This is a genomic window from Paraburkholderia phenazinium, assembly GCF_900100735.1.
GTDB classification, from domain to species: Bacteria; Pseudomonadota; Gammaproteobacteria; order Burkholderiales; family Burkholderiaceae; genus Paraburkholderia; species Paraburkholderia phenazinia.
In genome coordinates this window covers 94,456-118,277 of the sequence record NZ_FNCJ01000015.1, presented here as the reverse complement: position 1 = coordinate 118,277, position 23,822 = coordinate 94,456, and the positions used below count along the sequence as shown (strand labels likewise).

Genomic DNA, 23,822 nt, shown 5'->3' with positions numbered 1-23,822 from the left:
GTGGCCTCTGTCAAGAGTTTGCTTCGGCTAGCCGGAAATTTCGATTGGAAACTGCAAGGTTTCTCGTAACCGTATATATTTCCGGGTTATGAATTCTCGACCATTATCCTTAAAAAACGTTCCGGTCCCGAAAACGTGGGACGCGAGGCTCGCCCGCCGGCTCGTCACGCCGCTTGTGAACACATTCGTCACGCCCAATCACCTCACCACGCTGCGTCTGTTGATCGGCGTCGCAGGCGCGCTGGGCCTGGCGCGCGGCGGGTTCGCCTGGACTAACGCAGGCGCGCTGCTGATCGTCTTGTCGAATTTTGTCGACCATACGGATGGCGAACTCGCGCGCATCAGCGGCAAGTCGAGCCGGATCGGTCATTTTTACGATCTGGCCTGCGACGCACTGGTGACGATCCTCCTGTTCGTCGGCATGGGCCTCGGCATAGGCACGGTGCATGAAGCCGGCCGGGTTGTGCCGGGCGTGTTTCTCGGCAGTCTTGCCGGCGTGGCAGTCGCGGTAATTTTCTTCCTGCGTATGCGCATTGAAGACATGGAAGGCAAAGCGGGCACCAAACAGGCGTCCGTGGCCGGTTTCGAGACAGAGGATGTACTCTATCTGCTGCCGCTCGTCACTTTGACCAGCGTTGTTACACCGTTTGTGGTGGCCGCCTCGATCGGCGCGCCGCTCTTCGCCATCTGGGTGATCGTGGACTATCGCCGCGCGGTGCGCCGCGCCGCGCGTCCGGCAAGCGAAACCCGTCAAATGCAGGTTAGTCCATGAGTACCCAGGCCGAAGAAGACGTGCTCAGCCAAGCCTCTTTCGACCGCGCACCCGCCGCACCGGCGCCGGCCGCCCCCGAGGCGGATGGCGCGGTCGCCAGCCGCACGCGTCAGTTCGACACGCCGCGCCTGCGCCAGGACTTCGCCGACCAGGGCGCCTTCCTCTATATGGAAGACTTCCTCGCCCCCGAGGTCACCGAACAACTGGTGCATAGCGCCCGCGCGCTGCTCGACGAGGTCAACCGCAATTACCTGCCTGGCCACAAGCAGGGCGGCAGTGTGAGCCGTCATACGATCGACCGTCTGGCGCCGTTCATCGCCGAGCTGTATCGCTCGAAGGAACTGATCGGCTGGCTGGAGCAGTTGAGCGGCGACAAGCTGATGGTCTCGCCGGCGGACGATCCGCATGCTTATGCGCTGTATTACTACACCCGGCCCGGCGACCATATCGGCTGGCACTACGACACCTCGTACTACGACGGCCGCCGCTATACGCTGCTGCTGGGCGTGATCGACGACTCGTCCTGCCGGCTCGACTACGAACTGCATACTCGCAACCCAGACGTGCCCGATGTGCCCGGCTCCGTGCAGATCCCCCCGGGCGGCCTGGTGTTCTTCGACGGTGACAAGCTGCGCCACCGCGTCACACCGGCCGGCGCCAACGAGTTCCGTGTGTCGCTGACGTTCGAATACGTCACCGATCCGAATATGCGCCCGTGGCGGCGTTTCATCTCCAACATGAAAGACGCGATCGCCTATTTTGGTTTTCGCCAGGTGTTCCGTCAGATGACCAAACGCAAAGGGGCGGGGTCATGACTCGCGCCGCCATGATCCTGCTGTCGATCGGCGTCGCGCTGTTCGTCGGCCTGCTCGCCTGGCAGGGACTCGGCTCGGTCACCTCGACGCTCATGGCCGCCGGCTGGGGACTCGCGCTGGTGGCGGCCTTCCATCTGGTGCCGCTGGTGCTGGACTCGGCCGCCATCGTCGTGCTGATCGACCGGCGCCGCGACAATATTGCCCTGCATAACGCGTTGCTGGCGCGCTGGTCTGGTGAGTCGGTCAATAGCCTGCTGCCGGCCGGCCAGATCGGCGGACCGGTGGTGGTCGTGCGGCAACTGTCGCAGCACGGCATGCGCATGCGCGACGCCGCGGCAACGATCACCGTCAGCACCACGCTGCAGGCGCTCGCGCAAATTGTCTTTGCCCTGCTCGGCTTGCTGCTGTTCGGCGCCTATGCGGCGCAAGGTGCGCTGCACGACCTGCGTACGGCCACTCTTATCGCTACCGGCGTGCTTGCCGGGCTGATCGGCCTGTTTTTCTTCGCCCAGCGGCACGGCCTGTTCGGGCGGCTTCTGCGGGTGGTCTCGAAGGTGTTCGGCAAGCGCGACTGGTCGGCGTTGACCATGCGTGCCGACGCCGTCGACGGCGCCGTGCAGGAGCTTTATCGCAACCGCTTGCGGGTGCTGGCGAACTTTGCGCTGAGCCTGGTGGGCTGGATCGTCGGCACGGTAGAGGTGTGGCTCGCGCTGCGCTTCCTCGGTCATCCGGTCGATTGGGTCGATGCGCTGCTGCTCGAAAGCATCGGTCAGGCGATTCGAGGCGCGGCTTTTGCGATTCCCGGTTCGCTCGGCGTGCAGGAGGGCGGCTACCTGCTGCTTGCGCCGCTGGTCGGCCTGCCGCCAGACGCTGCGCTGGCATTGTCGCTTGCCAAGCGCGCCCGCGAGATCCTGCTGGGCCTGCCGGGCCTGTTGTATCTGCATTTCAGTGAAAGAAACTGGCAGCGTCGGCGCGCGACGCGTGTGCCGGCTGTCGATTAACGCTACTTTTTAGAAAGGGACCACGCATGCGTGCCATTATTCTCGCTGCGGGCCTTGGCCTGCGTCTCCAGCTCCCGCCGGGGGAACAGTTTCCGAAATGCCTGCTGCAGTTCGACGGCGTGAGCCTGCTCGAGCGGCATCTGCAGATGCTCGAAACCGCAGGCGTCACCGACGTCGTGCTGGCGCTCGGTTTCCAGCCGGAACTGGTCGAGGCGGAACTGAAGCGCATCAACTGGCCGCATCCGGTCCAGACCGTGATCAACCCGCGTTTCGACCTGGGCAGCGTGCTGACCGTGCACACGGTGGCCGAGCCGCTGACGCGCGGTGGCGACGTGCTGCTGATGGACGCCGACGTGCTGTATGACGAGCGCATCCTGAATGCCCTGGTGGCGGGCGAGACCGTCAACCGGCTGCTGATCGACCGCGATTTCGAAGCGGGTGACGAGCCGGTCAAGCTGTGCCTGAAGGACGGCGTGCCGGTCGAACTGCGCAAGCAGCTCGCCGTGAACCTCGACTACGACACGATTGGCGAGTCGGTTGGTTTCTTCCGTTTCCGGGAGGAAACCGCACGACGCTTCGCGCAGATCGTCGCGGGCTACATCGACAGCGGCCGCGCGAATATGCCGCACGAAGAGGCGGTGCGCGACCTGCTGCTGGAACGCAGCCAGGTGTTCGATACCGCCGACGTGACGGGTGCGCCGTGGATCGAGATTGACTTCCCGAACGATGTCGTGCGGGCTCGCGCCGAGATCCTGCCGCAGTTGCAGCCGCTGGTGACCGTGCCGCGTTAAGCTGCGCTTGCCGTTCTGGTTTGCTATGAGACTGTGCCGGCTAATGCCGGCACAGTCGTTTCTGGCTGGTCACTTTCGTTGTGTCCTCAACCATCGTGCGCAGCACGCCGTGCTGCTTAAATCACGTTTCTTGACAACATCTGTTGCCGAGGCGATGCGATAATTGCGGCTTTACGCCGACGGCTTTGCCCCCCGTCGTCCTGCCAATGCCTCTTAATCTGGGTGCATTCATCGTTCCGCTGATCGTCGCGTGTGCGATGTTCATGGAAAACGTGGACGGCACGGTCATCGTGACCTCGCTGCCTGTTCTGGCGCGAGACCTCGGGCAGAGTCCTATCACCCTTAAGCTTGCCATCACGAGTTATGTGATCGGCCTCGGTGTATTCATTCCCATCTGCGGCTGGGTGGCCGACCGCTTCGGCTCACGCACGGTGTTTCGCACCGCAATCGGCATCTTCATGACCGGTTCGCTGATGTGCGCGGCCTCCACCTCGCTCGGCACCTTTGTGTTCGCACGCTTCGTCCAGGGTCTGGGCGGTGCGCTGATGGTGCCGGTGGGGCGCATCATCATCTTCCGCGCCATGCCCAAGTCGGAGTTCATTCGCGCGGTCAACTACCTTACGGTGCCTGCATTGCTTGGGCCGGTGCTGGGGCCGCCGCTTGGCGGGTTCATCACCACCTACCTGCACTGGCGCCTGATCTTCTTCATCAACATCCCGATCGGCGTGCTCGGCATCTGGCTGGCGAACAAACATATTGCCAATGTGCGCGAGGCGCATCCGGGGCGTCTCGACTGGCCCGGCTTCGTGTTGTCGGCGGCGGGCGCTTCGCTGTTTATGCTGGGGCTTTCGCTAGTCGGTGGGGAACTGGTGTCGAACACGCTGTCAATCGGCATGTCGTTGCTCGGCGCGGCACTGCTGCTCATCTACTGGTTCTACGCGAGCCGGGTCGAACTGCCGGTGCTCGATTTGCGCCTGCTGCGCATTCCGAGCTTTCACGCGAGCGTGGTGGGCGGGTCGCTGTTTCGTATCGGCTTGGGCGCAGTGCCGTTCCTGCTACCACTGGCACTGCAGGAAGGGCTCGGCATGACTGCCTTCGTGTCCGGCTCGATTACCTGCGCTTCGGCCTTCGGTTCGATCTTTATGAAAGCGGTTGCTTCGCGCGTGCTTGGGCGGTTCGGCTTCCGCAAGGTGTTGATGGTCAATGCGGGACTCGCGGGACTGGCGATTGCCGTTTATGGCTTGTTCTCGCCGGGCATGTCTCATTGGGCGATCTGGTGTGTGGTGTTGTTCGGCGGCTTCTTCCCGTCGCTGCAGTTTACTTCGTTGAATACGCTGGCCTATGCGGATATCCCGAGCCGCGACATCGGCCGCGCTACCAGCGTGGCGAGCGTGATCCAGCAGATTTCGCTGGGGCTTGGGGTCACGATCGGCGGCGTTGTGCTGCAGATCTCGCACCACTTGCAGGGACATCCGGCGATTGTGTGGTCGGACTTCTGGCCGGCGTTTCTGGTAGTGGGGCTGTTCTCGCTCGGCTCGATTCCGGTGACCGCACACTTGCCCCAGGGAAGCGGCGATGAAATTGCCAGGGGCGGGAGAGGAAAGGCGTAAGTTAGGACTACCCCTAAGCTTCGCAAAACCCGCGGTTGCATGCTATAAGCCCAAGGTAGACGTTTTCTTTCAGCTAAAGAATGGTCATGGGGGCAGTGAATGTCATTGGTTAAAGTAAAGTTGTCCGCTACCGCATTTGCGGTGGCTGCATTCCTTACCGCATCGAGCGGCTTTCTCGAAACAGCGCCGGCCTATGCCAAGACGTCGGATCAGCAGCCGGCTGTTCTTAGCGCATCGGCCATCGCAGTGGCCGACAAATTCAGCGCCGACGCCGCCGAGCAGATCTTCAAGGAAGGCGGCAACGCAGTCGATGCGGCCGTGGCGATTGCCTTTACGCTTGCTGTGACTTATCCGGAAGCAGGCAACATTGGCGGTGGTGGTTTCATGACCCTGTATGTCGACGGCAAGCCTTACTTTCTCGACTATCGCGAAAAGGCGCCGCTCGCTGCCACGCGCAACATGTATCTCGACGACAAGGGCGAGGTCATCAAGGGCGCGAGCCTGTTCGGCTATCGCGCAGTGGGTGTGCCGGGCACGGTCGAAGGCATGTGGGAAGCGCAACGCCGCTTCGGCAAGCTGAAGTGGAAGCAGGTACTGGCGCCCGCCATCAAGTACGCGGCTAACGGCTTCGAGGTGAGCGAACAACTGCAACAGCGCCGTGACGATGCGGCCAAAGACTTTGCAGGCAAGACCAACTTCGACAGCTACTTCGGCAATCTCAAAGCGGGTACCAACTTCAAGCAGCCGGAACTCGCCGCTGTGCTAACGCGCATTGCCAATGACGGCGCCAAAGACTTCTACGACGGCAAGACGGCCGATCTGATCGCCGCATCCATGCGCGGACACGGTTTGATCACGAAGCGCGACCTGCAGGAATACAAGGCGGTCTGGCGTGAGCCGATCCAGGCGAACTGGAACGGCTATCGCGTGATTACCGCACCGCCGCCGAGCTCGGGCGGCATTGGCCTCGTGCAGTTGCTGAAGATGAAAGAGGATCTCGCGCCCGACTTCAAGGACGTGCCGCTCAACTCGGCGCAGTACGTACACCTGATCGCGGAAATCGAGAAGCGCGTGTTTGCCGATCGCGCGCAATACCTGGGCGACCCGGACTTCTACAAGGTGCCGGTCGCGCAGTTGATCGACGATTCATATATCGCCAAACGGGCCGCCGAGGTCAACCCGACCAAGCCGTCGGACACGCAGAGCGTACAACCGGGGCTGGGCACCTCGATGCCGGAGAAGGCCGAGACGACGCATTTCTCGGTGATCGACAAGTGGGGTAACGCGGTATCGAACACCTATACGATCAACGGCTACTTTGGCTCGGGCGTGGTGGCGGACGGTACGGGCATCGTGCTGAACGATGAAATGGACGACTTCTCGGCCAAGCCGGGCATGGCGAACCAGTTCGGCGTGGTGGGTAGCGACGCGAATGCGATCGCGCCGAAGAAGCGTCCGCTGTCGTCGATGACGCCGACCATCCTCACCAGGGACGGCAAGGTGGCGCTCGTGATCGGCACGCCAGGCGGCTCGCGCATCTTCACCTCGATCTTCCAGGTAATCAACAACGTCTACGACTTCAATATGCCGTTGCCCGACGCGGTGGCCGCTATGCGCTTCCATCACCAGTTGCTGCCGCCGAATACGATCTTCTGGGAGCCGTACCATCCGATCACTGGCGAGCTCGCGCAGCAGATCGAAGCGAAGGGCTACACGTTGAAAGGCCAGGAATTCAGCGGCGACATCCAGGCGATCAAGGTCAACGGCGATACGCCTGAGCCGGCTGCCGATCCGCGCGGCCGCGGTGTGACCCGGGTGATTCAGTGAGCGTTTGATGTAGCGGCGGCGGGGGTGTGCTTACAGTTCGGTAAATCGTCCGAAGAACCGTCCCCATGCCGCTTTGTCCGCATCGGAGAGAGCCGGGTCCGATGCTGTGCCGAATGCTTCTTCGCGGGCCTGGATGCAGGCGTCGATAAACTGCTGCAAGGCAGCGCGATCGGCAAACACCAGTTCGCGTTGCGATGCGGCAATCTCCACGCGCGCCGGGGTTCGTGTCACTCGCGGCACGCCGTAGTCGTCGTAGTCGGCGGTGTCCCGCGTGACTCGCACCTTATAGCTGCCTGTCACATTGTTCTCCTGTCGATCGAAGTTAGCGCGCTACTCTTGTCCCATGCAGAGCACTTACTCCGATCCCATGCAAGTGCAATCCCATCCAGGATGGTTGCTGTCCGAGGGTTGTTTTCCCAGTATAGAAAATCGTCGTGACACTGCTGCGCTTCTTTCTTGCGTTTCTCCGTTGAGGTCTTCTGCGCTACGAGCTTAGCTTGTCTGCTCGACCGGCGTCAGCGGCAACTCGAGCCGCTGCGTACCGCGCAACACCGTGACGTTGACCGGGCGGTCGATACGCGAAGCATCCAGCACGCGCTGCAGCGTGTCGACGCCATCGACGGGCAGCGCGTCGACGGCGACGATCGTGTCGTCGGTGCGCAGGCCGCCGAGCGCGGCGGGGCTGGCCTTGACGATCTCCATCACCCGCACGCCGCTTGTCGAACTCAGGCCGAAGTAGCGTTGTACGCGTCGCGACAGCGGCGTCGTGGTACCCGCCACGCCGATATAAGCGCGCCGTACCCTGCCATACGCGAAGATCTGCATGATGACCCACTTGGCGGTGTCGATGGCGGTAGCAAAGCAGATGGCCTGAGCGCCGGGAATGATCGCGGTATTCACGCCGATCACCTGACCCGCCGAGTTGATCAGCGGGCCGCCAGAGTTGCCGGGGTTCAAGGCCGCATCGGTCTGGATCACGTCGTAGATCATGCGTCCCGAGTTCGAGCGCAGCGAGCGGCCGAGAGCGGACACCACGCCGGTGGTGACCGTCTGCTGCAAGCCGAGCGGGTTGCCCACCGCAATCGCAATCTGACCGACCCGCAGCCGCCCGGATTCGCCGAGTTCGACGTGCGGCAGCGGCTCGGCTGAGCCGATACGCAGCACGGCGAGGTCGCTGCCGGGGTCGTCGCCGACCAGATCGGCGGCGAACTTGCTGCCGTCCGCGAGGGTCACCTGGATCTGCACGGCGCCATGGACGACATGGCTATTGGTCAGCAGGTAGCCATCCGGCGTGAACAGGAAGCCCGAGCCGGTGCCGCCGCGCGTGCCGTGCCCGCCGGGATGGGCAGGCGTGCGGTGTTCGACGGAAATGAAGACGACGGCCTGCTGGACGCGCTCCAGCGCGCCGATCACGGTGCGCGAGTAGGCGTCGAGCAAGGCGTCGTCGCTGAGTGCGGATGGCGCGGCTGGCTGCAACGGCGCAGCGGAAGTGGCGGGCTCGGGCGGATTGGCAGGCTCGGACGCGGCGCGCGATAGATCATCGATAAAACGGGGACGGCTTCCCATGACGAAGCTCCGAACGGGTGGGAGCGTAACTGCAGGGCTGTCCATCTGTTTTCAAGGCATGGCCGCGGGTATGAGAAACTGGCCGTGCCGACACCCTATGCGCCCCTATGCGCAAACGACGCGAGGAGACCACGATGAAGACCGACCCGTCAGAGGAACCGCGCATCGAATCGTTGAGCGCCGTGACGTTAGCGACGCGCGATATGGCCCGGGCCGTGCCATTTTATGAGGCGCTCGGTTTCCCTCTGAATTTTGGCGGTGCGCAGGAAACGTTTACATCCTTTGCGCTCGGTACGTCGTTCCTGAACCTGATTGCCGACAGCCACGGCCCAGTCCGCGGGTGGGGGCGTGTGATCATTTACGTGTCGGACGTGGACGGCATCTATCGGAAGGCGCTGGCGGCCGGACTGCAGCCTGAATTCGCCCCTTCGGATGCGCCGTGGGGCGAGCGCTATTTCCACATTACCGACCCGGACGGTCACGAATTGAGCTTTGCGAAGCCGTTGCGACGGCAGATTTGACGGCACCCAAAACTCGCTATCATGGAACGCTAAGCGGGGCGTCAGCCGGCGCAAAGGCATGAGCGAGGTTGCCACGCTTTGCCCAGGCGCGAGTCCATACCGCCCCAAAGTAATAACAGTGACACCTCAAGCGTCGATAATCGGGCGGTTGCCGCAGCGCTCTGCGCGGCGTGCTTAACCATTCCAGTTTCCAGGAGAGTCGCGATGAAAGAACAGGATCCGAGAGCCGATATGGCATCGATGGCCGAACGGCAACGTCGTTTTGAAGAGGATCTCATCGATGCGTACGACGAAGAACTCGAAATGGAAGTGGACGACCGCATCAGCGACGGCGAGGCGGGCTTCTCGGCCGAGCATCGCGAGGCGCGCAAGAAGTACTTCCGCGAGCTGTTTCGCCTGCAGGGCGAGCTGGTCAAGCTGCAGGACTGGATCGTCGCCACTGGACACCGGCTGGTGGTGATCTTCGAGGGACGCGACGCGGCAGGCAAGGGCGGCGCGATCAAGCGCATCACGCAGCGTCTCAATCCGCGCGTGTGCCGGGTGGCGGCCTTGCCGGCGCCTAACAATCGTGAGCGCACGCAATGGTACTTTCAGCGCTACGCCACGCATCTGCCGGCGGGCGGCGAGATGGTGCTGTTCGACCGTAGCTGGTACAACCGCGCGGGCGTCGAGCGTGTGATGAATTTCTGCACGGATGCAGAGTACGAGGAGTTTTTCCGCTCAGTGCCGGAGTTCGAGAAGATGCTCGTGCGTAGCGGCGTGCAGATTCTCAAATACTGGTTCTCGATTACCGACGAAGAGCAGGAGATTCGCTTCCAGACCCGTATCCACGATCCGCTCAAGCAGTGGAAGTTGAGCCCGATGGACCTGGAGAGCCGGCGCCGCTGGGAGGCTTACACGCATGCGAAGGAAGTGATGCTGCAGCGCTCGCATATTCCCGAGGCGCCGTGGTGGGTGGTGCAGGCGGTCGACAAGAAGCGCGCGCGGCTGAACTGTATCCACCATCTGCTGAGCCAGGTACCGTACCACGAGGTCGAGCATCCGCTCATCACGCTGCCGGAACGGGTGTACAACACCGAATACATCCGTCAGCCGGTGCCCGCCAATATGATCGTGCCGGAAGTGTATTGACGCAGTGAATGGAGCGGGAAACGAGGGTTGTTGGGACCACCTGAGTAGCGTTAAAAAGCCCGGCAAGTCATTGACTTGCCGGGCTTTTTATTGAGTGGAGCAGGAAACTAGTGAGATCGCGAAGCACTAAACTAGTGAAATGACAAAGCACTAAACTAGTGAGATGGTAAGACATTAAACTAGTGATATAGTACAGCACTAAACTAGTGTAACGGTCGGGCGACCGCCGGAGACTGCCTTGGCAACCCCTCACGAAAAACTCGCCGACTCCCTTCAGGTGCTCAAAGCCCTCCAGGATCAACACATCGCGGTCTTTCAGACTTCGGTCCTTCCCACCCTGACGCGTGTTCATCAGGAGCGTCTTGTCAGGGCTGGCTTCCTGAAGCAGGTCATCAGAGGGTGGTACCTGCCCAACAATCCCGAGGATGGTGACGGGGATTCCACACACTGGTACTCCAACATGGAGGCGTTCGTTGCCGCTTACGCAACCTCGCGCTTCGGCAATGAGTGGCAACTGAGTGCCGAACTGTCGCTGCTCAAGCACAGTGGGCATACCAGCATCAGCAAACAACTTCAACTGCAGTCGCCCAAGGCGAACAACCAACTGCAAGAGCTGCCGCACGGATGCTCACTCTTTCTCTACCGCGTCAGTCCAGACATGCTTGTGCCAGGACGTGCACCGAGCGAGAGCGGTCTCCTGTTGATGCCGCTCCCCGAGGCGCTGATTCGTTCGAGTCCTACCTTCTTTACTCAACACGAACTGGCCGCGCAAATCGCGATGCGCCGGGTCGATATCAGTACCCTAACCGCACGCTTGCTCGAGGGCGGCAACAGCGTCGTGGCGGGGCGCCTCGTCGGCGCGCTTAGAGCCGTCGGGCGCCAGGATGATGCGGAGCAACTGGCCGGTACCATGCAGGCGGCTGGCTACGTCATCACGGAAAGCAATCCTTTCCAGCGGCTGTTGACGCAAATCGCTGGCCGCGCGAACGAGTCGCCTTACGTACAACGTATTCAGGTAATGTGGTCCGGCATGCGCGACGAAGTCATCACGCGCTTTGCAGACGCCCCTCGGCGCGCGCCTATTCCTGCAGAGGCATTGCTTTCCGATATCGCGGCGCGCTACATCGCCGACGCCTATCACTCGCTGTCCATCGAAGGCTATCGTGTCAGCGCTGAACTCATCGAGAAAGTTCGCAACGGGGCATGGAGTCCGTTGACGAACCGGGAGGACCGCAACGCGCGTGACGCGATGGCAGCCAAGGGCTATGCCGAGACGCACAAGCGTGTGAGTGCTCTGATTGGACGCGTCGTGTCGGATGAATTGAAACCGGCTAGCGCTTTCAGAAGCGATTTCTTCCAGTGGTACGTGACGCTGTTCTCACCGAGCGTCACGGCCGGTATTCTCAAAGCCGGAGATTTGGCTGGATATCGCAGCAATCCGGTCTTTATCCGCAATGCACTGCATGTGCCACCGGCGCCGGAGGCGGTGCGCGATTGCATGCCTGCACTGATGGACTTGCTGGAGGCCGAGGAGCACCCGGCAGTGAGAGCTGTGCTCGGGCACTTCATCTTCGTGTTCATCCATCCGTATATGGACGGCAACGGGCGTCTTAGCCGCTTCTTGATGAACTACATGCTCACGACGGGTGGATATCCGTGGACCATCGTAACGGTGCAGTCGCGTAGCGCCTATCTCGCCGCGCTTGAGCAAGCCAGCACCTACGGGAACATCAGGCCTTTCGCCGAGCTGATTAGCGGGCTGGTGTCTCTGCAGGCCGCCGAGCCTGTCGAACGTATCACCCAGCGGCCGGAGTCGGGGAGCTGGACGGCGCCGCCATCGGTGGCGCCTTGACCTGTCTTGTCCCCTTCCCTCAAAACACGTGCAGGAACGTCCAGTACAACCCCGCCGCCAGTGCGATTGACGCAGGCAGCGTCAGGACCCACGCCAGCAGCAGGCTGCGCACGGTACTCCATTGCAGACCTGAGCCATTGGCCGCCATCGTGCCGGCCACGCCCGACGATAGCACGTGGGTGGTCGAGACCGGCAGACCGTAGACGTCAGCCATACCGATTGTCACCATCGCCACCAATTCCGCCGAGGCGCCTTGTCCGTAGGTCAGATGCTGCTTGCCGATTTTCTCGCCGACCGTCACGACAATGCGCTTCCAGCCGACCATCGTCCCCAGTCCCAGGGCGATCGCCACCGCGACCTTGACCCAAGTCGGGATGAACTTGGTTGCGTGATCGACCTGCTTCTTGAAGTTGTCGATTACCTTCTCGTCGTCCGGCGCGAAGGCGGGCTGCTTGGCTTTCTCCATCAGGCGAACGGCCTCGGAGACCACATACATGTTGTTGCGTACGTTATCGACGATATCCTGCGGCACGCCTGCCATCGAGCCGGACTCGCCGACCTGGTGGCCGATCTGATCGGTGAGTTGCTGGAGCGCCGGCAGCGTATCGGGCGTCAACTGGCGGGTACGCACATAGGCTTCGACGACGGTGCGCGGATGCGCCGAGGGTGGCGCACCGTTGGTGTATTTGCCGAACGTCGCGGCGGCCTGCTGCGATACCGCCACGAAGGTTTGCGTTTCAGTGGGCGTAACGGCCTTGTTCAGGGCATACGCGGTCGGCACTGTACCGATCAGGATCAGCATGATGAGCCCCATGCCCTTCTGGCCGTCATTTGAACCGTGCGCGAACGAGACCCCCGTGCAGGTCAGGATCAGCAGGCTGCGGATCCAGAACGGCGGCGGCTCGGCGCCCTTCGGTTCGGCGTACAGGGCTGGCACGCGCACGACGGCTTTCAGTACGAGCAGCAACAAGCCCGAGAGCAGGAAGCCGACGATCGGCGAGAACAGCAGCGACTTGCCGACGCCCAGCGCCTGATTCCAGTCCACACCGCTGGTGCCATTGGCGCCATGCATCAACTGATTCATCAGGCCCACGCCGATAATCGATCCCACCAGCGTGTGCGAACTCGAGGACGGCAAGCCGAAGTACCACGTGCCGAGATTCCAGATGATGGCGGCAATCAGCAGGGCGAATACCATGGCAAAGCCGGCGCTGCTGCCGACTTGCAGAATCAGTTCGACCGGCAGAAGCTGCAGCACGCCGAACGCGACCGCGCCAGTCGAGGTCAGTACGCCGAGGAAGTTCCACGTGCCGGACCAGATGACCGCGAGATTCGGCGTTAGCGAATGCGTGTAGATGACAGTGGCAACCGCATTCGCCGTATCGTGAAAGCCGTTGACGAACTCGAAGCCGAGCGCAATCAACAACGCGAAGCCGAGCAACAGATAGGGGAGAAAGGCGAGTCTCTGAACCGACTGCAAATCGCTAACTAGATGTACGGCGCAATATACCGCCCCTATGCCGATCACAAGCACGAAAATGATCAGACCAATGCTGCGGCTTCGAGCGTTGGCGGCGGTCGTCTGCGGGTACGAAAGTTCCGGCATGGCGTGTTCCCCAAGGTGGTCGCGTCAACTTTTCATGCTGGTTCATCAACATGTCGAAAGCGTGACAAATATATGTCTTTCGGGCCCTTTTCATCTGATTGAAAGGCTTGCGCCTTGCCTGGCGGGCCTGTGCCATCGTCAAAACGCATACTGCCGGCGACTAGTATGCGATTGTGGCGGTAAGGTTTTCCATGGCGGCTGGTATGTTCGTGTCAGGCATTGATATGAGTAAAGCGCACCTCTCGCGCAATGCGCCGGGGCTTTCCACTAGGCCGCTGCGGGGAAAATCGATGCATACGCAACCATTGGCTCGAACCTCCGGACGCCGGTCATGCCACCTTGCGATTCGTTGCGGACTGCGTACGATCTAAGAGAGTCGCCGATCCGCTGCAGGATTCTGTGGCAGCCCAAGCGAAGAAAGGCACGGGCCGCGAACGCGTAAAATGACCGTCCGGTTTGCCGCATTCGATCAGAGACGCCCTTGAAACGAAAAATGCCCGCGCTCAATGCGCTCAAAGCTTTTGAAGTAGCTGGCCGCACCGGCAGCTTTACGCGTGCTGCCGAGCTGCTTAACGTCACGCAGAGCGCAGTCAGCCGGCAAGTGCGCCAGCTGGAAGAGCAGCTCGGTGAATCCTTGCTGCAGCGCCGGCATCATCACCTTGAACTTTCCACAGCGGGACGGCTGCTGCTGCAGGCGCTGCAGCAGTCGTTCGACAAGATCGAACTCACCGTGCGCAGCATTCAGGAAAAGACCCATCTGAACCGTCTGCGTCTGAACGCCCCACCCACCTTCACCAGCCGCTGGCTGATGCCGCGCCTCGGGCGCCTGCGCGAGGAGCATCCGGAACTCGAACTGAGCCTGTCGACGCGCGTCGAGGACAAGCTTGCCGAATCGGGCGTGCTCGATTGTGCGATCCGTTTCGGCGACGGCGAATGGGAGGGCTTCGACAACCGCTTGCTGATGAGCGAGCGGCATGTGGCCGTTTGCTCGCCGGCGCTGCTCGCGCGGCATTCGGGGCAGGCGGAAATCGACCTGAATCAGTTCACGCTGCTTCACGTGCTGGCGAGCGACGATCAGCGCTATTTGACCTGGCAGCACTGGCTCAAGGCGGCCGGCATCGAGGGCGTCGATACCAGTGGCGGCTATGAGTTCGATCTGCTGGATCTGGCGATTCGTGCCGCCGTCGACGGTCTTGGCATTACGATTGCTGACCGCCATATGATTGCCCGCGAACTGGCCACTGGCGAACTCGTGCAGGTGCTAAACGTGCATGTCGACGGTCATCAATCTTATTGGCTGGTGACACGTCCTGAGCAGGGCGATTTGCCACAACTGGCTCTGTTTCGCGATTGGCTGCAGCATGAGGTGTGGTCGACCGAGCGTAACCAGGAACCGTCGGCGTCATCGCCAGAGCGCTTGATCAGCGGTCATTGAGCGCTTGCGTTGTGGTGGACTGCTAATTGACATGTCGAATCCATACGAACTCGATTTATTTGCAGAGCCAACGGCTATAGAGGCGATAAAACCCGGTATCTAATGCGTCTTTGCGCGCGAAACCATAGCGTTCCGCCATCCGCTCATGGCATAGTGCGTCCATTACCTACACATAAGGAGGCGGTAATGGCCACTCTCGAACAAATTCAAGCACGTATGAAGAAACTTCAGGCGCAAGCCGAAGCGTTGCTTGCCAAACGGGCGCAAGCGGCCGTCGACCAGATCCGCGAATTGATGATCAAGCACGGTTTAACCACTGCCGACATCGAAGCGCGCGCTAAAGCCAAACGCGAAGCGAAGGTTGCTGGACGCCGTCTTACCAATGGCGTGGCCAAGCATGCCGCGAGCGCCAAAGGCAAGATGCCGCCGAAATACAGGGATCCTAAAACCGGCGCAACCTGGAGCGGTCACGCCCGGCCACCGGCCTGGATCAAAGACGTGAAAGACCGGACCCGTTACCTGATTGACCAGAGCGCCGCGGTTGCGCTGAATGGCAGTGGCGCTAGCAAGACGACCACGGCCGCAAAGAAGGTGTCCGCGAAGAAAACCGCTGTGAAGAAAGCGACGAAGCCGGTTGTCGCTAAGAAAGCGACAGCAAAGAAAGCTACGACGAAGCATCCCGCCACTAAAAAGGCGGCAGTGAAGAAAGTGGCGACGAAGAAGGCGGTAACGAAAAGAGCGGTTGCGAAGAAAGTTTCAGCGGCCAGGACGGCGGCAGGAAAGGCGGCGTCGAGCGCTGCGGCCTGACGGTATCGGTTCGTTGCCCCTGAAATGACATTGGCCCGCCAAGGCGGGCCAATGAGGCTGCGGAACGTGAGTTCCGGCTTATTACATCGGCGTGATGTTTGCCGCTTGCTTACCCTTCGGGCCTTGCTTCACTTCGAAGCTGACCTTCTGGTTTTCTTGCAGCGATTTGAAGCCACTTCCCTGGACTTCAGAAAAATGCGCGAACAGGTCTTCACCGCCGCCGTCCGGCGTAATGAAACCAAAGCCCTTTGCATCGTTAAACCACTTCACTGTACCAGTTGCCATTTTCCTGAATTTTCCAAAAAAGACTGTTGTGTTGGTGTCGCTTAGCCGAGGTCGGCGAGATGCGACGTTGCTTTTTACCACAGGAAAATGACAATCCACAACCAGGGCCGCTACTGTGCGCCCCCAAACGCGTAAAAAATGCGTAAAAAACACGCTAAAACGATGCAAATTGACTGCAGGGCTAACTAATCACGCCTTTGCGCTGCGTGGCGCGACGCCGCGCAGCGTCACCGCTTCTGTCTCGGTGCGCAGGCTTTTCACGCGGGCCGCAAGCGTGGCTGCATGCGCCCGGTTGGGCTGCGGCTCTAGCGCATAGCCGCGGCGTGCCCAGGCATCGAGTCCGCCTCTGAGTGCGCGAATGCGCGTAAACCCTCGATGGCGCATATGCTGGGTAATGCGCATGGCCGTCGCATCATCCTGGCATACGCAATACACCACACGATGTGCGGCCGGCAAAGCCGCTTCGATGTCCGTCGGCGAAGTCGCATCGAGCCGCTGCGCTCCGGGGATCCGATACGTCTCATCCAGCAATGCTGACTCCGGGCGCGCATCCAGAATGATGGGAGGCGACTCGGTGCGCAGCATCGCCTCGAGTTGTTCCTGGGTTATCTGAACCTGCTTGAGCCAGCGTCGGAAGCGCCAACGCTGGATGCAGCGAAATACAAAGTAGAGAAGCGACCCGGCCAGCACCAGATCGATCACAGTCATGCCGTGCGCGCGCACAGCGAGTACGAACATGCCGAGCTGTTTCTCGAACAGGGCCCCGCCGAGAAGCCAGAACGTGGCCCATGCTGCTGCGCCCAGCACATCCCAGGCGATAAATATGCGTGGGTCGACCCGCGTCGTGCCCATCAGGGGCGGTGTAGCAATCGCCAGACCCGGAATGAATTTGGACACCGATACAATCGGCGCTCCAAAGCGCTCGAATAACGAGCGAGTGGTGCGCACATGCTGGGCGACGGACATCGAAAGCCGCGAGAGGCCGCTAATCAAGCGGTGGCCATACAGGCGTCCGGCCGCAAACCAGATGCCGTCGCCGATCAACGCGCCCAACACAGCCAACGGCAACACGTACCAGAACGACAGGGCGCCGCTGGCAATCGCGGAGCCGGCGAACAGCAGAACGGGTACAGCTGGGATGGGAACGCCTAGTCGGGTTAGAAGAACGTTTAGAAAAACGACGCCGCCACCCCAAGTCGAAATCTCCGATTGCGGAAACTCTATCAATTGCGATGCTCCTTAGGGCCTGTTCACGCTTATAACGGGCTCGCGAACGTGCGTTACCGGCCGCCTTGGTGGAGTGCTGGGTCTATGCTCGCAACACGTGGCCAAGGCTCAGCACGGCTTCATTTTACGTTCGAATCGATCAGTGTGACGCGAGCGCCCTCGCATCCGGCAATGCTCGACACCTCGAGCTCGCGCCATGCGCTCGCTTGTCCCTGCACCGAGATCAGCGGATCGACTTGCCGGTCCGGACGCAGCACATTGAATGGCCACGAGGGGCGCCGCAGCCGCTCGTGCACCAGCGAGCCGAGCCAGATTGGCGCGGCAGGCGCACCGCTTGCGCGTTGTATCGCGTAGCCGGTTGGCCAGAAACGCAGAACGTCGCGTTCGTCGCGTGCATCGCGAGCGCGCATGAACACCATTGCAGATGGCTCGCCATTGTCGAGCTTCGGTAAAACCGGCAAGGCGGTGGCGATGGGGTCGGGCGCGACCAGATACAGCAACGAACGTACCGACAGTTGGGTGCCTTCAATCCAGCCCCGGTTGCTCAACTGAGCTTCGATTTGCTCGCGGTTCGCCGCCCATTGCACCGTGAGCGGTTCACGCCGTTCGCCGGTCATGTCGGAGCGGTAGCAAGCAAAGGTCTTCCATAGCGTATCTGTCCATTGCGCTTCCGTGACCACGTGCAGTGGAGGGCGCGGTTCGTTCGCCGGCGCGCTGACGGACCGGTTCAGCAAGATCTGCGGCGTGGCGCTGGCGCAGATCACGACGAGCATCACGAACGGCATGAACTCGCGCGACGCGGGTGTCTTGGGGTTGCGCCATACGGCAGTCAAGGCGACGACGGCGACCCAGATGGCCGCGAACGCCGCGCCGCCAACGGCGTCGGAGAACGAAAAGCGCCCAAAGTAAAGCCCGGCGAACGCGACGGCCACGACAATCGCGGTGCTGATCGTTGTCACCAGAATGCCCTGTACCTTGCCGACCCGCCGCGCCAGCAGAAACGCCAGAAAGCCATAGACAATTGCGCTTGCCGCCACGTGATTGCTGGGAAAGGCATAGACGTCGAGGCCCGCGTGACCGGGCGGTGCACGTCGCACGATCAACTGGATGGCGAAGATCAGCAGCTGCGAGAAGGCGACGGCGGCGAGCCAGTAGGCGACGGCGAGCCAGCGCCGCTCATACGCCATCCAGACGATGACGGTTGTGACGACAGCGGCCAGTGTCGGGACGCTGCCTAAGGTCGCGAGGCCCGATATCACGGCGTCGGCCCAGGTGGAATGAATCGATTGCAGGAAGCGGTAGACGGACATGTCGACCTGCACCAGCGGGTCGCCGTTGGCGACGCCCTGAAATACGCCGAAGAAAATCGCCGCGAATAGCAGCACCAGCACCGAGATCGCGGCAACGATGCCCATTGCCGGCCGTTCGGGATCCAGCACCTGCAGCAGGATGGTCGCAGTTCGTCCCTTGTGACCGCAGGCCCAGGCAAAGAGCTTGCGGCGCGACTCAATGGTCCATGCCTGGGCGCGCGACAGGACCACCCGCATTGCGCGAAAACTGAGCCAGCCCAGCGCGGCCAGAATCGCGATGACCGCGACCAGACGAAACGAAACCGCGCCCGCCAGTTGTAGCGACGCGCCGAACACCACGCCCGGAAGAATGTGCGCCGGCGCCCACAAGAGCGCTGACAAAGCGTTCATCGCATAGAAGCGCGCCGGCTTCATGCCGAGCATGCCGGCGACGACCGGCACGATGGCTCGCAACGGCGCAATGAAGCGGGCAAACACGACGCTGCGCGCGCCATGCTGCGCGAAATAGCGGTACCCGGCCTCGAGAATCTGCGGATGCGTGGAGAACGGCCAAAGCTGGGCGATTCTGCTGCGGTAGCGATGGCCTAGCCAATAACTGAGGCCGTCGCCGGCGACGGCTCCCGCGAGCGCGCAGACGAACAGCCAGCCGAGATTCAGCGAGCCGGTGCCGACCAGCGCTCCGGCGAGAAACATGGCTGTGCTGCCCGGAACGAACGTGCCAATGACTGCGACCGACTCCAGGAAGGCCGCCAGGAACACCACTGCCAGCGTCCATCCCGCGTGGCCGCCGAGCAGGTGTAACAGGTGAATATACGCTTGCTCCATCTACCTCTCCGGCAGTTCGGCGCTATGGGGTGAAGGGCGCGAGCGGGAATTCGCGCCATGTCGAAATATAACCTCAGCAGGCCGTATGCCGTGTCCGGGCATGCGGCCGGCATATTGCTTTCGGGCAGCCGTCAAGCGCCACCACGGCGGGCTGGCCGGCCGTCGCCGGCGCCGCCGGACGCCGCGCGGGCGCACTGTTGACGTCTTGCGAACTTGACCTATAACGGAGGTGCAGCACGCTCATTCTCTGCGCCGGGGGCCGGGTGCGGCCGGTCCGGACGATGCTTTTGGTGCGCTGCACGATTCCTTCCGGCAACAGGATGAGCGAGTGGAGTCGTTACTTAGGTGGCGCGAAGGGAGTGCGCAAGAGCGGACCATGCGGGTCCATCGCGCTTGCGTGCAAGGAGTGTCGAGATGAAATCACTTTTCGCAGTGACGTTGGCTGGCGTAGGGCTGCTTCTGGCAACTGCGCTCGCGAACGGACAGGATGTCCAGACCAACACGCAACCGCGCGGCCGCGCGATTCTCGAGCAAAACGCAGACGAGTCCGCGCAAGATGCGACGGACATGTCGTATACCGAACCCGGTCAAGCCGGCAACCTGCCGGCGCGCGCCATCAGCAACGTCTCGTATGGCGGCACGGTTGATTTCACGGGCGAGTCGGGCGGCCCCCGTTGTGCGCCGGGGTCGCAGTGCAACATTTTTCGCGGACGGTGACAAAAAAGCGGTGCAATGCCAAGCCTGGCATTGCACCGCGACGCGCCTCTCACAGCAGCGTGAAAACTCGAGGCAACTACGATCCCGGATAGATTGAGCGATTAGAAGGAGTGCTGAATACCGGCGTATACGCCCGTCTGACTATGGCCGTACAGCGGATTGTCGTCATAGTTGGACGAGGTGCCGCCGCCGGGGCCTTCGTTGTTGGCTTCAAGACCAAAGTTGGCGGTGCTGCTGTTGCGTGCCGTCGCGATCTGAATATCCAGTAGCGTGCGCTTGGTCAGGTTATACGAGCCGCCGACCGTGAAGATGTTGGCATTGCCGCCGCCATTGTTGGCATTGACGTGATACACCGCCGCAATCAGTGCGGCGGCCGGCGTAGCCTGCCACGTCACGCCTCCCCATTCCTGGGTCGTCGTGGTAGGTGAACCAACCGGCGTATTGGTCATACCCGAGGTACGCGAGGCCTGATAGACCGCCTGAAGCTTGAACTGCCCGAGGAATAAATTGGCGCCGGCAAAGTATTCGCGTGAGGCCGTGAACGGGTTGTCCAGCGCGCCGTTCAATGGATCGCGGATCTCGTCATACATACCGCGCAACTGAAACAAGGCGTTAGTGTAGGTGAGCTGAAGCCCGTCTTCGCGTCCTTGCGTGGTGGTGCCGTTGCCGTTCCAATTGGTCGCATTCGAGAGCGAATACTGGCCGTACAGGTCGAAACCGGCCACCTTGGGCGACTGATAGGAAACGTTGTTGCTCGAGTACGGCCAATTGCGCCCGCGCACCAGCGAGGCCGACGACCAGTTCGACTGGCCGAACGGATCGAAGTCCCACACACCATTGGCGATAAACAGTTCACGTCCGAGCAGAAGGGTGCCGAACTGATCGTTGGACAAACCGACGGTTGCCCACCGGTTGAATAGTCCGCCAGCCGGCGGCCCATTGCCGTTCATCGTGTCGAAGCTGCCTTCCAGTTGGAACAGTGCCTTGTTGCCTCCACCGAGGTCTTCCACACCCTTCAAGCCCCAGAGGCTCGTGCCCCAGTCGCCGCTTTCGGCGCGCCACCGCGAGGTCGACCCGGTGTAACCGGCGTTCGGCACGCCGCTCATATACTCGACACCGGCATCGATGCGCCCGTACAAGGTCACGCTGCTCTGAGCATGCGCGACGGTGCCTGCTGTCAACATCGCCAGCGCGAGCAAGGATTTTTTAATCATCTCCTCCACCTCAATCAAAAGTAATACAGCATTAGTACAACGAAATAGGCAGATGTTTGATCATCGGCCTGAAACCGGGCGTGGTCGTTGAACACGAGCTGTTGCCGCGAGGGGCTGTTGTCGATCGTGTCCGGCTACGTGGGTCCGTTGCTTTGGGCCGGTGTGCCGGATCTGTGCTTGTTATAGGTGACACATATCGTGGGAGGAGGTTACGCACTGCGTCCGGCTTTGTCGGTCACGCTGTTCGCTTTACGCAACGCAAATATTGAAAGGCAGAATTGCAGCCGGCGCAGGGTGTTGTGCAAGCAGCGTTGGGCGGCTGATTCGAGGCACGTAGGCAGCCGTAAAGGCAGATGCGTGAACCAATCTTCATCTTCGCGAAAGTGCGTTTTTCGCTCAAGCGGCCTACCGTTGAGTCGCAGGGCCTTGATTGGCAGGTTAACTAAAACAACTTCCTTCTCGCGTTAAGCCTGCTTAATGGCTCTAACCTTGGAGAGCAAAAATGAAGACTTTCGCAAAGGCAATTGCAGCCACCGTTCTTCTTACCGCGAGCGCCGCCGGCTGGGCGTCATCGGGCCTCACCCCGCAGCAATGCAACGACTATCCCTTCAAACGGCTGAAAGCCGAGGTCACGCACAAACAGTTGATGACCGAACTCGCGGAACTGGAGGCGGTCGGTTATCAACCCAATAGTAACGATATCGACTACCCGAGCGACATCATGCGTGCCGAAAAGAAACTGCGTGCGCAATACCGGCAGGATTGTGTTGCACCGAATAGCATGGCGAAGATTCCCTACTCGGCCAATCCTTGACGATCGGCATGAGGCTGCGCATACCACCAGTACCCGGCAAGCGCCCCTGCAGAGTGTTTTGAGCGGTGGCGCTGTCGTTCCATTACGACACTTTCCGGCCGCAAAACCAGCCATTTTTTTCCAAACAGAAACGCGGGACCGCATCGCTAAAGGCGCTTGCGGGTCCGCGTTTCGTACTTGCACTTGTTGAAAGACTGAGTTTCGTTTGTACCGCTCTCGTAAAAGAGGCTGGCTCCTTAAACTTCGCTTGCACTTTTATCTTGCCGCCGCACACATAGCGGCGCGGCGCCGCAGAGCGCACAAGTGCACATGGAAGTGCACAGACGAAAAGGGCAGATCCCTCTACTTTACTCATCAGGTACAAGGCAAATGAAGAAAACGTGTTTGGCCGGACTGTTGTCCGCAGTCGCGCTGTGCAATGTCGCGCATGCTCAGAACAGTGTCACGCTCTACGGCATTATCGACGAGGGTCTTGACTTCACCACCAACGCGGGCGGCAACCGGAGCTACCAGATGGTGAGTGGCGACACGGCCGGCAGCCGCTTCGGCCTGAAAGGCAGCGAAGACCTGGGTGGCGGCATGAAGGCCATCTTCCAGTTGGAAAACGGCTTTAACACCAATACCGGAACGATGGGTCAAGGTGGTCTGCTGTTCGGCCGTCAGGCTTATGTTGGCTTGTCGTCGGCGCAGTACGGCACGTTCACGATGGGGCGCCAGTACGATCCGACCATCGACATGTGGAGCGGCTACACCGCAGCCGGCAACTGGGAAGGCGATCTCGGCTCGCACCCGTACGACAACGACAACGCGGACTGGGACTACCGCATCCAGAACTCGGTCAAGTACGTTTCGCCGACCGTGGCAGGCTTCACCGGCGAGGCCATGTACGGCTTTAGCAACGAGGCTGGCGGCTTTGCCGATAACCGCATGTACAGCGCGGCCGTCCAGTATCAGATGGGTCCGCTTTCCGCGGCTGTGGCGTATATGAAGACCAACAACGGCGGCTCCACGGGCGGCGGTGCGGCGCCGAGCGCGACGGTGGTGTTTATGGGAACCTCGCAGCAGAATATCGACGCGGGCGTATCGTACAAGTTCGCCGACAAGGCGATTGTCTCGCTGGCGTATTCGCACGTCGACATCTATAACCCGACGTACAACGCCTATTTCGCTACGCAACCGGCGGCTGGGACGCAAGACTCGTGGAAGTTCGACAATTTCGAAGTTAACGGCCAGTACTTCTTTGCGCATGATTTCTGGCTCGGCGCAGCGTACACGTTCACCCGTGCTCACGTTTCCACGGTGACGGGCAGCTCGGATCCGAACTGGAATCAGGTGTCGCTCATGCTTGACTACGACCTGAGCGCACGCACCTCGGTGTACGTGCAGGGGGCTTACCAGCACGCGGATGGCAAGACCGGCCAGGACTTCGACTATGCGAACATTCTGGGTTCGCCGAGCCAGTCGTCGAGCTGCAATCAGATGGTGTATCGCATCGCGATGATGCATCGCTTCTAAAAGAAAAGCACGTTAGCTTTAGCAGCGAAAGCACGGGCCGGATTCCGGCCCGTGCTTTTTCAATTGTTGTGCGTTTTAGCGACTATTTCGCCGTAGCGTCGTCGCTTTATTTCTGTTGAAGATAGCTAAGAAGGCTAGCCGTAAAGAACATGTCTTGATGTTTCATCCAACCCATATCAAA

21 protein-coding genes are annotated in these 23,822 nt (G+C 61.0%); 14 read left to right on the top strand and 7 right to left on the bottom strand.

Annotation, left to right across the window (positions count from 1 at the left end; genetic code table 11):
- The first annotated feature begins 88 nt into the window (after positions 1-88).
- From BLQ92_RS27995 to ggt, 6 genes are all read left to right on the top strand, one after another.
- Positions 89-772, top strand: coding sequence for a CDP-alcohol phosphatidyltransferase family protein (locus tag BLQ92_RS27995; protein WP_090689346.1), 684 nt, complete (start codon positions 89-91; stop codon positions 770-772).
- On the top strand, positions 769-1,587 hold the full coding sequence (locus BLQ92_RS27990; protein WP_090689343.1) for a HalD/BesD family halogenase: 819 nt from the start codon (positions 769-771) through the stop codon (positions 1,585-1,587). The genes BLQ92_RS27995 and BLQ92_RS27990 overlap by 4 nt, the downstream gene beginning before the upstream one ends.
- A complete protein-coding gene (locus tag BLQ92_RS27985) occupies positions 1,584-2,588 on the top strand; it encodes a flippase-like domain-containing protein (RefSeq protein ID WP_090689340.1) in 1,005 nt (334 codons plus the stop codon). Before BLQ92_RS27990 ends, BLQ92_RS27985 begins: the two co-directional genes overlap by 4 nt.
- 26 nt (positions 2,589-2,614) lie before the next feature.
- The gene (locus tag BLQ92_RS27980; protein WP_090689337.1) at positions 2,615-3,379 is read left to right on the top strand and encodes a phosphocholine cytidylyltransferase family protein; all 765 of its coding nucleotides are present in this window, start codon (positions 2,615-2,617) and stop codon (positions 3,377-3,379) included.
- A 206-nt stretch (positions 3,380-3,585) separates the two neighbouring features.
- Entirely contained in the window at positions 3,586-4,989 is a 1,404-nt protein-coding gene (locus tag BLQ92_RS27975) for an MFS transporter (RefSeq protein ID WP_090689334.1), read from the top strand.
- A 99-nt stretch (positions 4,990-5,088) separates the two neighbouring features.
- Positions 5,089-6,816, top strand: a complete 1,728-nt coding sequence (gene ggt, locus BLQ92_RS27970; protein ID WP_090689331.1) for a gamma-glutamyltransferase — start codon at positions 5,089-5,091, stop codon at positions 6,814-6,816.
- Between the two features lie 30 nt (positions 6,817-6,846).
- Here the strand turns inward: ggt and BLQ92_RS27965 are convergent, their stop codons facing one another.
- The gene (locus BLQ92_RS27965; protein ID WP_090689328.1) at positions 6,847-7,116 is read right to left on the bottom strand and encodes a hypothetical protein; all 270 of its coding nucleotides are present in this window, start codon (positions 7,114-7,116) and stop codon (positions 6,847-6,849) included.
- A 192-nt stretch (positions 7,117-7,308) separates the two neighbouring features.
- Complete coding sequence (locus BLQ92_RS27960; RefSeq protein WP_090689325.1) at positions 7,309-8,382, bottom strand: S1C family serine protease; 1,074 nt, start codon at positions 8,380-8,382, stop codon at positions 7,309-7,311.
- Between the two features lie 134 nt (positions 8,383-8,516).
- Between BLQ92_RS27960 and BLQ92_RS27955 the strand changes: the two genes are divergently transcribed.
- The 3 genes from BLQ92_RS27955 (at position 8,517) to BLQ92_RS27945 (ending at position 11,886) form a co-directional block, all read left to right on the top strand.
- Positions 8,517-8,903, top strand: coding sequence for a VOC family protein (locus tag BLQ92_RS27955; RefSeq protein ID WP_090689323.1), 387 nt, complete (start codon positions 8,517-8,519; stop codon positions 8,901-8,903).
- A gap of 204 nt (positions 8,904-9,107) precedes the next feature.
- Positions 9,108-10,034, top strand: coding sequence for a polyphosphate kinase 2 (ppk2, locus tag BLQ92_RS27950; RefSeq protein WP_090689320.1), 927 nt, complete (start codon positions 9,108-9,110; stop codon positions 10,032-10,034).
- A 238-nt stretch (positions 10,035-10,272) separates the two neighbouring features.
- Positions 10,273-11,886: a Fic family protein gene (locus BLQ92_RS27945; protein WP_090689317.1), complete on the top strand. Its 1,614-nt coding sequence runs from the start codon at positions 10,273-10,275 to the stop codon at positions 11,884-11,886.
- A gap of 19 nt (positions 11,887-11,905) precedes the next feature.
- Here the strand turns inward: BLQ92_RS27945 and BLQ92_RS27940 are convergent, their stop codons facing one another.
- Positions 11,906-13,492, bottom strand: coding sequence for an inorganic phosphate transporter (locus tag BLQ92_RS27940; RefSeq protein WP_090689313.1), 1,587 nt, complete (start codon positions 13,490-13,492; stop codon positions 11,906-11,908).
- 493 nt (positions 13,493-13,985) lie between these two features.
- Here BLQ92_RS27940 and BLQ92_RS27935 point away from each other — a divergent pair, with 493 nt between their 5' ends.
- Together BLQ92_RS27935 and BLQ92_RS27930 are read left to right on the top strand one after the other, a co-directional pair.
- Positions 13,986-14,927, top strand: coding sequence for a LysR substrate-binding domain-containing protein (locus tag BLQ92_RS27935; protein WP_090689310.1), 942 nt, complete (start codon positions 13,986-13,988; stop codon positions 14,925-14,927).
- A 186-nt stretch (positions 14,928-15,113) separates the two neighbouring features.
- Positions 15,114-15,734: an H-NS histone family protein gene (locus BLQ92_RS27930; protein WP_090689307.1), complete on the top strand. Its 621-nt coding sequence runs from the start codon at positions 15,114-15,116 to the stop codon at positions 15,732-15,734.
- An 81-nt stretch (positions 15,735-15,815) separates the two neighbouring features.
- On the opposite strand, the gene BLQ92_RS27925 is transcribed toward BLQ92_RS27930, so the two are convergent.
- The 3 genes from BLQ92_RS27925 to BLQ92_RS27915 form a co-directional block, all read right to left on the bottom strand.
- Entirely contained in the window at positions 15,816-16,019 is a 204-nt protein-coding gene (locus tag BLQ92_RS27925; protein ID WP_090689305.1) for a cold-shock protein, read from the bottom strand.
- Between the two features lie 189 nt (positions 16,020-16,208).
- The gene (locus BLQ92_RS27920) at positions 16,209-17,246 is read right to left on the bottom strand and encodes a VTT domain-containing protein (protein WP_090689302.1); all 1,038 of its coding nucleotides are present in this window, start codon (positions 17,244-17,246) and stop codon (positions 16,209-16,211) included.
- 119 nt (positions 17,247-17,365) lie between these two features.
- A complete protein-coding gene (locus BLQ92_RS27915) occupies positions 17,366-19,381 on the bottom strand; it encodes a bifunctional DedA family/phosphatase PAP2 family protein (RefSeq protein ID WP_090689299.1) in 2,016 nt (671 codons plus the stop codon).
- Positions 19,382-19,795: 414 nt separating this feature from the next.
- Here BLQ92_RS27915 and BLQ92_RS27910 point away from each other — a divergent pair, with 414 nt between their 5' ends.
- Complete coding sequence (locus tag BLQ92_RS27910) at positions 19,796-20,098, top strand: hypothetical protein (protein WP_090689296.1); 303 nt, start codon at positions 19,796-19,798, stop codon at positions 20,096-20,098.
- Positions 20,099-20,199: 101 nt separating this feature from the next.
- On the opposite strand, the gene BLQ92_RS27905 is transcribed toward BLQ92_RS27910, so the two are convergent.
- The gene (locus tag BLQ92_RS27905) at positions 20,200-21,309 is read right to left on the bottom strand and encodes a porin (protein ID WP_175772948.1); all 1,110 of its coding nucleotides are present in this window, start codon (positions 21,307-21,309) and stop codon (positions 20,200-20,202) included.
- Positions 21,310-21,814: 505 nt separating this feature from the next.
- Between BLQ92_RS27905 and BLQ92_RS27900 the strand changes: the two genes are divergently transcribed.
- Positions 21,815-22,126, top strand: a complete 312-nt coding sequence (locus BLQ92_RS27900) for a DUF4148 domain-containing protein (RefSeq protein ID WP_090689290.1) — start codon at positions 21,815-21,817, stop codon at positions 22,124-22,126.
- Positions 22,127-22,495: 369 nt separating this feature from the next.
- Positions 22,496-23,641, top strand: coding sequence for a porin (locus BLQ92_RS27895; protein ID WP_090689287.1), 1,146 nt, complete (start codon positions 22,496-22,498; stop codon positions 23,639-23,641).
- Positions 23,642-23,822 lie beyond the last annotated feature (181 nt).

What these genes read in the sequence shown, in the direction of transcription:
- BLQ92_RS27995 (WP_090689346.1), top strand. Translation starts at nt 89, where the DNA reads ATGAATTCTCGACCATTATCCTTAAAAAACGTTCCGGTCCCGAAAACG.
- BLQ92_RS27990 (WP_090689343.1), top strand. Translation starts at nt 769, where the DNA reads ATGAGTACCCAGGCCGAAGAAGACGTGCTCAGCCAAGCCTCTTTCGAC.
- BLQ92_RS27985 (WP_090689340.1), top strand. Translation starts at nt 1,584, where the DNA reads ATGACTCGCGCCGCCATGATCCTGCTGTCGATCGGCGTCGCGCTGTTC.
- BLQ92_RS27980 (WP_090689337.1), top strand. Translation starts at nt 2,615, where the DNA reads ATGCGTGCCATTATTCTCGCTGCGGGCCTTGGCCTGCGTCTCCAGCTC.
- BLQ92_RS27975 (WP_090689334.1), top strand. Translation starts at nt 3,586, where the DNA reads ATGCCTCTTAATCTGGGTGCATTCATCGTTCCGCTGATCGTCGCGTGT.
- ggt (WP_090689331.1), top strand. Translation starts at nt 5,089, where the DNA reads ATGTCATTGGTTAAAGTAAAGTTGTCCGCTACCGCATTTGCGGTGGCT.
- BLQ92_RS27960 (WP_090689325.1), bottom strand. Translation starts at nt 8,382, where the DNA reads ATGGGAAGCCGTCCCCGTTTTATCGATGATCTATCGCGCGCCGCGTCC.
- BLQ92_RS27955 (WP_090689323.1), top strand. Translation starts at nt 8,517, where the DNA reads ATGAAGACCGACCCGTCAGAGGAACCGCGCATCGAATCGTTGAGCGCC.
- ppk2 (WP_090689320.1), top strand. Translation starts at nt 9,108, where the DNA reads ATGAAAGAACAGGATCCGAGAGCCGATATGGCATCGATGGCCGAACGG.
- BLQ92_RS27940 (WP_090689313.1), bottom strand. Translation starts at nt 13,492, where the DNA reads ATGCCGGAACTTTCGTACCCGCAGACGACCGCCGCCAACGCTCGAAGC.
- BLQ92_RS27935 (WP_090689310.1), top strand. Translation starts at nt 13,986, where the DNA reads ATGCCCGCGCTCAATGCGCTCAAAGCTTTTGAAGTAGCTGGCCGCACC.
- BLQ92_RS27930 (WP_090689307.1), top strand. Translation starts at nt 15,114, where the DNA reads ATGGCCACTCTCGAACAAATTCAAGCACGTATGAAGAAACTTCAGGCG.
- BLQ92_RS27925 (WP_090689305.1), bottom strand. Translation starts at nt 16,019, where the DNA reads ATGGCAACTGGTACAGTGAAGTGGTTTAACGATGCAAAGGGCTTTGGT.
- BLQ92_RS27915 (WP_090689299.1), bottom strand. Translation starts at nt 19,381, where the DNA reads ATGGAGCAAGCGTATATTCACCTGTTACACCTGCTCGGCGGCCACGCG.
- BLQ92_RS27910 (WP_090689296.1), top strand. Translation starts at nt 19,796, where the DNA reads ATGAAATCACTTTTCGCAGTGACGTTGGCTGGCGTAGGGCTGCTTCTG.
- BLQ92_RS27900 (WP_090689290.1), top strand. Translation starts at nt 21,815, where the DNA reads ATGAAGACTTTCGCAAAGGCAATTGCAGCCACCGTTCTTCTTACCGCG.
- BLQ92_RS27895 (WP_090689287.1), top strand. Translation starts at nt 22,496, where the DNA reads ATGAAGAAAACGTGTTTGGCCGGACTGTTGTCCGCAGTCGCGCTGTGC.